Source organism: Kitasatospora sp. NPDC086009 (assembly GCF_044540385.1).
Classification (GTDB): domain Bacteria; phylum Actinomycetota; class Actinomycetes; order Streptomycetales; family Streptomycetaceae; genus Kitasatospora.
The window spans coordinates 314,897-325,454 of sequence record NZ_JBITSA010000006.1 but is presented as its reverse complement, the minus strand read 5'-3'; the positions used below and the strand labels follow the sequence as shown (position 1 = coordinate 325,454).

The following is a 10,558-nucleotide window of genomic DNA, read 5'->3' as shown; positions in this document are numbered from 1 at the left end:
GTGCGGGGTCGGCCGGTACCGGTACCGGGATGGCCCGGACGACTCGAACGGGTGGAAGGATGGACGGCGGGCCACGCGACGGAGCGGCGGCCGGACGAGCACAGCCGAGGAGCGCAGTCATGGCCAAACCGGCCCCGCAGAGCGATCCCGCGCAGGACGCCCCCGTGGTGTCCGCGCCCCAGCACGCCGCGGCCGGACTGCCGGCGGTCGGCCACAGCCTCCGGATGGCCACCGAGCAGATGGGCGCCCGGCGCACCCTCGCCACCCTGCGCAAGGTCAACCAGCCGGACGGCTTCGACTGCCCCGGCTGCGCGTGGCCCGAGCCCGGGAAGACGCACACCGCCGAGTTCTGCGAGAACGGCGCGAAGGCCGTCGCCGAGGAGGCCACCGAGCGCCGGATCCGCGCCGAGTTCTTCGCCGCCCACCCGGTGGCCGAGCTGGCCGAACGCTCCGGCTACTGGCTCGGCCAGCAGGGCCGCCTCACCCAGCCGATGCTGCTGGACGAGGGCGCCACCCACTACACGCCGATCGCCTGGGACGACGCCTTCGCGCTGATCGCCGAGGAGCTGCGCGCCCTGGACACCCCGGACGGCGCGGCCTTCTACACCTCCGGCCGGACCAGCAACGAGGCCGCCTTCGCCTACCAGCTGTTCGCCCGCCGGCTGGGCACCAACAACCTGCCGGACTGCTCCAACATGTGCCACGAGTCCTCCGGCTCGGCGCTCACCGAGACGCTCGGCGTCGGCAAGGGCAGCGTCAGCCTCAAGGACCTCTACCAGGCCGACCTGATCATCGTGGCGGGCCAGAACCCGGGTACCAACCACCCGCGGATGCTCTCCGCCCTGGAGCGGGCCAAGCGCGCGGGTGCCACCGTCGTCAGCGTCAACCCGCTGCCCGAGGCCGGCCTCGAACGGTTCAAGAACCCGCAGAACGCGCGCGGCCTGGCCGGCCACGGCACCAAGCTGACCGACCTCTTCCTGCAGATCCGGCTCGGCGGCGACCTCGCCCTGTTCCGCGCGCTCAACCGGCTCGTCCTCGACGCGGACGGCGGCGTCGACGAGGAGTTCGTCGCGCGGCACTGCCACGGCTTCGAGGAGTTCGCCGCCGAGGCCCGGCAGACCCGGCGCGAGGAGGTGCTCGCCGCCACCGGCCTGCCGTGGGAGCAGATCGAGGAGCTGGGCCGCCTGGTGCTCTCCTCCCGGAAGATCATCGTCTGCTGGGCGATGGGCCTCACCCAGCACAAGCACGCCGTGCCGACCATCCGCGAGGTGGTCAACTTCCTGCTGCTGCGCGGCAACGTCGGCCGCCCGGGCGCCGGGGTCTGCCCGGTGCGCGGACACAGCAACGTCCAGGGCGACCGGACGATGGGCATCTTCGAGCGGCCCTCGGCGGCCTTCCTGGACGCGCTGGGCGGCGAGTTCGGCTTCGAGCCGCCGCGGGCGCACGGCTACGACTCGGTGGACACCATCCGCGCGATGCGCGACGGCCGGGTGAAGGTGTTCTTCGCGATGGGCGGCAACTTCGTCGCCGCCACCCCGGACACCGAGGTCACCGAGGCGGCGATGCGCCGCTGCCGGCTCACCGTGCACGTCTCCACCAAGCTCAACCGCTCGCACGTGGTGACCGGGGCCCGGGCGCTGATCCTGCCCACCCTCGGCCGCACCGACCGGGACGTCACCGCCAGTGGCGCGCAGTTCGTCAGCGTCGAGGACTCGATGGGCCAGGTGCACTCCTCGCGCGGCGGCCTGCGCCCGCCGGCGCCGGGGCTGCTCTCCGAGGTGGCGATCGTCTGCCGGCTGGCCCGCGCGGCGCTCGGCCCCGGGGACGACGTCCCGTGGGAGGACTTCGCCGACGACTACGACACCCTGCGGGACCGGATCGCCCGGGTGGTGCCGGGCTTCGACGGCTTCAACGACAAGGTCCGCCGGCCCGGCGGGTTCACCCTGCCGCACGGGCCGCGCGACTCCCGGACCTTCCCGACCGCGACCGGGCTGGCCAACTTCACGGTCAACCCGCTCACCGCGCCCGAGGTCCCGCCGGGCCGGCTGCTGCTGCAGACGCTCCGTTCGCACGACCAGTACAACACCACGATCTACGGCCTGGACGACCGCTACCGCGGCATCACCGGCGGCCGCCGGGTCGTGCTGGTCAACCCCGTCGACGCCGCCGAGCTGGGCCTGACCGAGGGCGGGTACGTCGATCTGGTCGGCGAGTGGAAGGACGGCGTGGAGCGGCGCGCCCCGCACTTCAAGGTGGTGCACTACCCGGTGGCCCGCGGCGGCGCGGCGGCGTACTACCCGGAGACCAACGTGCTGGTGCCGCTGGACTCCACCGCGGACATCAGCAACACCCCGACCTCCAAGGCCGTGCTGATCCGCTTCGAGCCGGACAGCGGCGCGAGCTGAACCGTCCGACGGCCCGGGGTTCCCCGGGCCGTCGGGCCGTCGGGCCGTCGGGCCGAGCTAGTGCTGGCCCGCCGGCAGCGGGGTGGCCGAGGTGGAGCCCGGGGCCGAGGCGGTGGCCGAACCGGTACGGGTGCCGCTGGGCGAGCCCGCGGGAGTCCCGGCCGGCGTCCCGGTGGGGGTGCCCGTCGGGGTACCGGTCGGCGTGCCCGTGGGCGTCCCGGTCGGCGTGCCGGTCGGCGTCCCCGTCGGGGTCCCGGTGGGCGTGCCCGTCGGCGTTCCCGTGGGCGTCCCGGTGGGCGTCCCCGTCGGGGTACCGGTCGGCGTCCCCGGGTCGGTCGGTGTGCCGGTGCCGGGCTGCGGGGTGCCGGGCGTCGGCGTCCCCGGGGTGGGCGTACCGGGCGCGGTCGGCGTGCCGGGCGCGGGGTTCGCCGCGTTCGGGTCGACCGGCACCTGGTTGGCCGGGCTCGGGGCGATCGGGGTGACGCTGTCCCAGCCCGCCGGGAGGTCCGGCACCTTCCAGGCACCGCCCGCCTCGTCCGAGGCGGTCTCCGGGTCGGGGCGGACGGCACCGAGGATCGGCATCGAGCCGATCGGCGACACCTTGATCACGGCGCCCGGACGGGGCGCCTGGACGACCAGCCCGCCGCCGATGTAGAGCGCGACGTGGGTGGCGCCCTCGAAGTAGATGACCAGGTCACCGGGGCGCAGCTGGTTCAGCGCGACGTGCTGGAGCTGGGCCCACTGCTCCTGGCTGGTGCGCGGGATCGGCTTGCCGGCGTGCAGCCAGGCCTGCGAGGTGAGGCCGGAGCAGTCGAAGACGTCCGGGCCGGCGCCGCCCCACACGTACGGCTTGTTGAGCTGCGCCAGCGCGTACGCGACGGCGGCGCGGCCGGCCAGCGACGGGGTGCGCTCGCCCTTCCCGAGGGCGCCGGAGGCGAGGAAGGCCAGCTGGGCCTCGTCGGCCTTGGCCTTCTCCAGCTGCTCCAGCTCGGTGCGCTGGGCACCGGTGAGCGAGGAGACCAGCTGCTCGACGGCGGCCAGGTCGGTGGCGAGCTTGGCCTTGGCCGCGTCCTGCTGGGCGACCAGTGCCTGGGAGTTCTTCAGCGCCTCCTCGCTCTGCTTCTGCAGGCCGGTGAGCGCTTCGCGGTCGAGCTTGAGCCGGTCCAGGAACTCGGACTGCGAACGGCTCGCGGCGGAGAGCAGTTCGGCGATGGTGACGGCCTCGTACGGGTCCTGGGAGAGCAGCAGTTCGGCGTAGGCCGAGGTGGCGCCGTTGCGGTACTGGGCGGCGGCGAGCTGGGCGGCCACGTCGGTACCGGCGTCGACGAGCTTCTGCTGACGGTCCAGCCGGTCGCCCAGGTCGGTGACGGTGGCCTGCTGCTCGGCGACCTTGGTGACGGCGGCGTTGAACTGCTCGGTGGCTGCCTCCGCCCCCGTGTACAGCTCGTGCAGCCGGTCGAGCAGCGGCCCGAGGGTGGCCTTGGCCTCCGCGAGGGGGTCCGCGCCGGGCACGGCGGCCGGGGCGGTGATGCCCGGGTTGCCCGGGTCCGGCGCCGCGTAGGCGGCCTGGGCGGCCAGCGGCAGCGCCAGCGCGGCGGCCGCCAGGACGGCTCCGCAGCGCAGGGCGGCCCGCACCCACGGTCGTGTTCCCGCTGTCTCCGTGCGCTGTGCGGCCCCGCCCATGGATTCGTTCCTCCCCGCCCCTGCCGATCCCCGGGATGCCCGGATCCTCGCCGATCCTGTCATGGGTCACCCGGCAGAAACAGACCGCACCCGTACGGCCCGATGAATTCTTCGGTCGGTTGTGAGACAGGTCTCAGCAAACCGGAGCGAACCAGGACGTTCTGCGCCAATGCCCAGTTCAGCGGGCCCAGAGACACCTCCTGGCAAGGTCATGGCAACCCCTTGGACACGTCCGGAACCACGCGGCCCGTCTCAGTTCACCTTCCGTTCACCGAGGCTCCCTACCGTCACGATCGACACCAACGTCAGTGCGACAACTACGACGATTGTTTGGGTATGGAACACATCTCGTTCCTGGTGGCCGTTGTGATCATCACGGCGCTCGCCTTCGACTTCACCAACGGGTTCCACGACACCGCCAACGCGATGGCCACCTCCATCGCCACCGGAGCCCTTCGACCCAAGGTCGCGGTCACCATCGCGGCCGTCCTCAACTTCGCCGGGGCGTTCCTCTCGGTGAAGGTCGCCACCACCATCTCCGGCGGCATCGTCAACGAGAAGGCCGGGATCCATCCGGAGATCATCTTCGCCGCACTGGTCGGCGCGATCCTCTGGAACCTGATCACCTGGCTGAGAGGCCTTCCGTCCAGTTCGTCGCACGCGCTCTACGGCGGCCTGATCGGCGCCACCGTGGTCGGCGTCGGTCTCAACGGCGTCAACTTCGACACCGTGGTCACCAAGATCCTCATCCCGGCGATCGCCTCCCCGCTGGTCGCGGGCCTGGCCTCGTGGGGCGCCACGAAGCTGGCGTACGCGATCACCCGCAAGAGCGACGGCGCCACCGTCACCAAGGGCTTCAAAACCGGCCAGGTGTTCTCCTCCTCGCTGATCTCGCTGGCCCACGGCACCAACGACGCCCAGAAGACGATGGGCATCATCACTCTGACCCTGGTCTCGGTCGGCGCCCTGCCGACCGGCGCGCTGCCCCCCACCTGGGTGATCGTCTCGGCCGGTGCGGCGATCGCGCTCGGCACCTACATGGGCGGCTGGCGGATCATCCGCTCGATGGGCAAGGGCCTGGCGGACATCCAGGCGCCGCAGGGCTTCGCCTCCGAGTCCGCCGCCGCGACCGTCATCCTGACCTCCTCGCACATGGGCTTCGGCCTCTCCACCACCCAGGTCTGCTCCGGCGGCATCATGGGCGCCGGCCTCGGCGGCCCGAAGGGCGAGCTGCGCTGGAGCCTGGTGCGCCGCATGGTCTACACCTGGGGCCTGACCCTGCCCGCCGCCGCCACGGTGGCCGGCCTCGCGGCCCTCGTGGTCGAGCAGGGCACCTGGGGCGTGGTCCTGGTGGGCGCCGTCCTGGTCGCCGGCTCGGGCGCGATGTGGCTGATCTCCCGCCGCCAGCCGGTCCACGCGGACAACGTCAACGAGGCCGGCGACATCACCCCGGTCGAGATCACCCCGACCGCCGCGGCCGGCACCCCCACCACTCCCGCCTCGACCACGGTCGCGGCCTGAGCGCCGGCGGCTGAGGAGCACACAGCATGCACATCAAGTGGAACGCCCTGGCCCAGACCGCCGGCTTCAGCTTCGGCATCACCGTCGCGGTGGTCACCGTCTTCGCGCTGGGCATCCTGGCCCTCTCCCGCCGTGAGGCCGCGCTGACCGCGCAGCGCTCGGCGGCCGGCTCCGGCGCCCCGGCCGGCGGCGGCCGACTGGCCCTGGCCGGTGCCTACACCTGCTTCGCGGTCTGCGGCGCCGCCGTCCTCTACGGTCTGTCCCTGATCGCCGGCCACTGACGCACGGAGTACGGCGAAGGCCGGGGAGCGGTGTCCGCTCCCCGGCCTTCGCCGTGTCCTGCCCCGTGCCCCCGCCGGCGGCGGTCAGCCCTGGTGGCCGGTGCGCAGCACGGTCTCGCGGATGAACAGCACCGTCACGAAGGCCAGCAGCGCGAACGGCGCCGCGACCAGGAAGACCACGCCGACCCCGTGCCCGAAGGCGTCCGTCACCAGCGGGACGAGCGGGGCGGGCAGCTTGTGCAGGTCCGGGATGCCGCCGCCGGCCGCGGCGCCGGTGGCCGGGACGTGCGCGGCCGCCAGGTTCTCCGTCAGGTAGTGGCCGACCCGGTTGTTCATCAGGGCCCCGAGGGCGGAGACGCCCATCGCGCCGCCCATGGTGCGGAAGAAGGTGACCACCGAGCTGGCCGCGCCGAGCTCGTGCCGGGGCACCGTGTTCTGCACCGCGAGCACGAGGTTCTGCATGGTCAGGCCGAGGCCGATGCCGGTGATCGCCATGTAGACGGCGAGCAGCACGTAGTCGGTGTCTGCCCGGGCGGTGCCGAGCAGGGCGAAGCCGACGGCCAGCATCAGGGTGCCGGCGACCAGGTAGGCCTTCCAGCGGCCGTACTTGGTGATCAGCTTGCCCGCCACGGTGGAGGCGACGGCCAGGCCGAGGATCATCGGCAGCGTCATCAGGCCGGCGATGGTCGGGGACTTCTCCCTGGCCAGCTGGAAGTACTGGCTGAGGAAGGTGGTCGCGCCGTACATCCCGATGCCGACCAGCACGCTGGCGACCGCCGCCAGGGTGACGGTGCGGTGGCGGAAGAGGCTCGGCGGGATGATCGGCTCGGCCGCGCGCTTCTCGATCGCCACGGCGAGCCCGCCCAGCACCAGGCCGCCGCCGACCATGGCCGCGGTCTGCCAGGAGAGCCAGGCGTAGTTCTTGCCGGCCAGCGTGATCCAGATCATCAGCAGGCTGACGGCGCCGGTGATGACCAGGGCACCCAGGTAGTCGATCTTCACCTTGCGCTTGACCACCGGCAGCTTCAGGGTGCGCTGCAGCACCGCGATCGCGGCCAGCGCGAAGGGGATCCCGACGTAGAAGCACCAGCGCCAGCCGAGCCAGGAGGTGTCCACGATGACGCCGCCGATCAGCGGTCCGCCGATGGTGGCGAGGGCGAAGACCGCGCCGAAGTAGCCGCTGTACCGGCCGCGCTCGCGCGGCGGGACCATCGCCGCCAGGCAGATCTGGGCGAGCGCGGTGACACCGCCGGCGCCGATGCCCTGCAGCGCGCGGCAGGCGATCAGCTCGCCGGTGTTCTGGGCGAGGCCGGCCAGCGCGGACGAGGCGATGTAGATCACCAGGGCGATCTGCAGGAGCAGCTTCTTGCTGGCCAGGTCGGACAGCTTGCCCCAGATCGGGGTGGAGGCGGTGAGGGTGAGCAGGGTGGCGGTGATCACCCAGGTGTAGGCGGACTGGCCGCCGTGCAGGTCGGTGAGGATGCGCGGCAGGGCGTTGGAGACGACGGTCGACGACAGCACGGCCACGAAGAGGCCGAGCAGCAGGCCGGACAGGGCCTCCAGCACCTGCCGGTGGGTCATGGGCGTGTCGTCGTCGGCGGTGGCGGCTCCGGTCGCGGCTCGGGTGGTGACGGTCATCTGGGTCCTTCGGCGGGTGCGGGGCGGAAGCGGGAGGCGGCGACGGGGAACGGAAAAGTCGTTGCCTTAAGCAACCATAGGATCAATGGTTGCTTAAGGCAACTTTCTTCAAGCCCAAGTAAAGTCCCGCCCCGCGACCCGCGCCGGACCGCCGGACCTCAGGTCCCGACGGCCTCCCCGACCACGTCGTTGAAGCGGTGCAGCAGCCCGGCGAAGCGGATCACGTCCTCCTCGGACCAGTTGGCCATCAGCTCGCGCACCCGCTCGATCCGGGCGTCCCGCGCGCCCAGGTAGCGCCGCCGGCCGTCGTCGGTGAGCGAGACCAGCGCGGACCGGCGGTCCAGCGGATCCGCCTCCCGGGTCACCAGGCCCAGCTCCTCCAGCGCCCGGATCTGCCGGCTCACCGTGGCCTTGCCCACCGCGAAGTGCACGCCGACGTCGGTCACCCGCACCCGCCCGGCCTGCTCGATGTAGCCGAGCATGCTGTACGCCGCCCCCTCCAGGCTGGGGTGCACCCGGCGGGAGAGTTCCGCCACCCGGGCCCGGCCCCGGCGGAACATCAGCGCGACCTCGCGCTCCACCGCCAGCAGGGGTTCCTCGTCATTCGCCGCACTCACCGCGCAAGTATCCCGCAGCACAGTGCCCCCACATACGGCGCGGGAAATCGGGAAAGCCAACTACTTGATGGTATGAAGTATCCGTTTTCCCGATACGCAAGGAGATGTGGATGACCGCCCCAGGGCAGGGACCGAGGCCAGGACTCGTCGCCGAACTGAAGGGGGCGGTCACCCCGCGCGCGGCGCTGCTGGTGATCGCCGTCCTCCTCCTCCAGCTCGGCTTCATCACCTCGTACGTCGGGGCGCTGCACAGCCCCACCCCGCACGAGCTCTCGATCGCGGTGGTCGCGCCGCCGCAGGTCTCCCCCAAGCTGGTCGAGGCGCTGGAGGGGGTGCCCGACAGCGCGGTACGGGCCTCCACCGCGCCCGACGCGGAGACCGCCACCGCCCGGATCAAGGACCAGAAGCTCTACGCCGCGCTGGTGGTGGACCCGGCCGGCACCGAGGACACCCTGCTGGTCGCCAACGCCCGCGGCCCGGCCGCCGCCCGGGCCGCCCAGACCATCGTCACCGCGGTGGACCAGACCCAGGGCCGGACGGTGCGCACCGTCGACACCATCCCGCTGGCCAAGGGCGACACCAACGGCCTGTCCTCCTTCTACCTGGTGATCGGCTGGTGCGTCGGCGGCTACCTGGTCGCCTCGATCCTCGGCGTCAGCGCCGGGGCGAAGCCCGCCAACGCCTACCGGGCGGCCATCCGGCTCGCCGCCCTCGCGCTGTACTCGATCGCGGCCGGCATCGGCGGGGCGGTGATCGTCGGACCGGCGCTGAACGCCCTGCCCGGCTCGTCCTGGGGGCTCGCCGCGCTGGGCGCCCTGGTGGTGTTCACGGTCGGCGCGTTCACCATGGCGCTGCAGTGCCTCTTCGACATCATCGGGATCGGCGTCGCGGTACTGATCTTCGTGGTGCTCGGCAACCCCAGCGCGGGAGGGGTCTTCCCGCCACCGATGGTGCCCCCGTTCTGGCGGGCCATCGGCGCCTGGATCCCGAACGGCGCCGGCACCGACGCGGCCCGCTCGATCGCCTACTTCGGCGCGACCAACCTCACCATGCCGCTGCTCGTGCTGCTGGTCTGGGCACTGGTCGGCGTCGCCGTCACCTTCGCCGCCGTGCTGCGCCGGCCGCGCGGGGGCCGCGAGCTGCCCGCCGGGTAGCCGGACCACCGCCACCGCCCGGGCCGGCCCGACACCGCCCCTACCCGTCGAGCCGGCCCGGGTCCGCGACGATCGCCCGGACCACGCCGACCGCCGCCCCCAGCAGCGGCCCGCGCCGGCCCAGCCGGGAGACCGTCAGCCGCTCCTCCGTCCAGGGGCGGACGGTCACCCGGGCCGCCAGCTCGGCCCGCATCCCCGGCAGCAGCCAGGGCGCCAGCCGGGCGTAGCCGCCGCCCAGCACCACCTCGGCCGGGTCGAGCAGGTTGACCGCCCCGGCCGAGGCGATCCCCAGGGCCGACCCGGCCCCGTCCAGCGCCCCGCGGACCTCCTCGTCCCCGGCCCCGGCCCGCTCGGCGAGCAGGGCGACCCAGTCGCCCCGGACCCCCTCCAGCCCCGCCGCCCGCAGCACCGCCGCCTCCCCCGCGTACTGCTCCAGGCAGCCGTGCGCCCCGCAGGCGCAGCGCGGTCCGTCCGGGTGGACCGGCACGTGCCCCAGCTCTCCGGCGTAGCCGTGCGCCCCGCGCATCAGCCGGCCGCCGACCACGATCGCCGAGCCGACCCCGGCCTCGGCCGAGACGTGCAGGAAGTGATCCGCGGCGCCGCCCAGCCAGAGCTCGGCGAGCCCGCCCAGATTGGCCTCGTTCTCGGCCTCGACCGGCAGCTCGGCCAGGCCCTGCGCGCCGGCCGCGCGCAGCGCCGGCCGCAGCTCGGCGGCCAGCGGCACGTCCTGCCAGCCCAGATTGGCGGCGCGCTGGAGCACCCCGTCGCCGTCGCCGACCAGGCCGGGCACCGCGAGCATCAGCCCGGCCGGGCGCAGCCCCGCGTCGACGACCGCCCGGCGCAGCAGTTCGGCCAGGTCGGCCATCACGGCGGCGGGCCGCCGGTCCCGGTTGCGGATCTCCTGACGGTGCCAGGCGCGGACCTCGCCGCGCAGGTCGACCACGCAGGCGCCGAGGTGCTCGACCCCGATCTCGGCGCCCAGACCCGCCGGTCCCTCGGGGTTGAGCCCCAGGGCCGTCCCGGGCCGGCCGACCTTGCCGCTGGGCGCCGCCGGACCCTCCTCGACCACCAGCCGGGCCGCGATCAGCTCCTCGGCGAGCGAGGACACCGCCGCCCTGGTCAGCCCGCTCTCCGCGGCGACCTCCGCGCGCGAGCGCGGGGCCCGCGCGATCACGCCGAGCACCAGCGCCAGATTGGCCCGCCGCATGCCCTGCTGGCTGGCCGGCCCGGCCCGGAGGCCGTCCGTCTCGCGCATCGCG

Annotated in this window: 8 protein-coding genes; 4 read left to right on the top strand and 4 right to left on the bottom strand. The window is 73.5% G+C overall.

The features are described from left to right. Positions 1 to 119 precede the first annotated feature (119 nt). On the top strand, positions 120 to 2,405 hold the full coding sequence (locus ACIF6L_RS17965; RefSeq protein ID WP_329489583.1) for an FdhF/YdeP family oxidoreductase: 2,286 nt from the start codon (positions 120 to 122) through the stop codon (positions 2,403 to 2,405). Positions 2,406 to 2,462: 57 nt separating this feature from the next. On the opposite strand, the gene ACIF6L_RS17960 is transcribed toward ACIF6L_RS17965, so the two are convergent. Then, the gene (locus ACIF6L_RS17960; protein ID WP_396488426.1) at positions 2,463 to 4,088 is read right to left on the bottom strand and encodes an NlpC/P60 family protein; all 1,626 of its coding nucleotides are present in this window, start codon (positions 4,086 to 4,088) and stop codon (positions 2,463 to 2,465) included. A gap of 336 nt (positions 4,089 to 4,424) precedes the next feature. Between ACIF6L_RS17960 and ACIF6L_RS17955 the strand changes: the two genes are divergently transcribed. Together ACIF6L_RS17955 and ACIF6L_RS17950 are read left to right on the top strand one after the other, a co-directional pair. Continuing rightward, entirely contained in the window at positions 4,425 to 5,609 is a 1,185-nt protein-coding gene (locus ACIF6L_RS17955) for an inorganic phosphate transporter (RefSeq protein ID WP_352289302.1), read from the top strand. A gap of 26 nt (positions 5,610 to 5,635) precedes the next feature. Further along, complete coding sequence (locus tag ACIF6L_RS17950; RefSeq protein ID WP_359803186.1) at positions 5,636 to 5,890, top strand: hypothetical protein; 255 nt, start codon at positions 5,636 to 5,638, stop codon at positions 5,888 to 5,890. A gap of 84 nt (positions 5,891 to 5,974) precedes the next feature. On the opposite strand, the gene ACIF6L_RS17945 is transcribed toward ACIF6L_RS17950, so the two are convergent. Next, complete coding sequence (locus ACIF6L_RS17945; RefSeq protein ID WP_329489579.1) at positions 5,975 to 7,528, bottom strand: MDR family MFS transporter; 1,554 nt, start codon at positions 7,526 to 7,528, stop codon at positions 5,975 to 5,977. A 158-nt stretch (positions 7,529 to 7,686) separates the two neighbouring features. After that, positions 7,687 to 8,145, bottom strand: coding sequence for a MarR family transcriptional regulator (locus ACIF6L_RS17940; RefSeq protein ID WP_329489578.1), 459 nt, complete (start codon positions 8,143 to 8,145; stop codon positions 7,687 to 7,689). Positions 8,146 to 8,255: 110 nt separating this feature from the next. On the opposite strand from ACIF6L_RS17940, the gene ACIF6L_RS17935 reads away from it, so the two are divergent. Beyond that, complete coding sequence (locus tag ACIF6L_RS17935) at positions 8,256 to 9,299, top strand: ABC transporter permease (protein WP_396488424.1); 1,044 nt, start codon at positions 8,256 to 8,258, stop codon at positions 9,297 to 9,299. Between the two features lie 40 nt (positions 9,300 to 9,339). Here ACIF6L_RS17935 and ACIF6L_RS17930 read toward each other — a convergent pair whose 3' ends face one another. Next, entirely contained in the window at positions 9,340 to 10,554 is a 1,215-nt protein-coding gene (locus ACIF6L_RS17930) for an ROK family protein (protein ID WP_396488422.1), read from the bottom strand. Between the last annotated feature and the right edge of the window lie 4 nt (positions 10,555 to 10,558).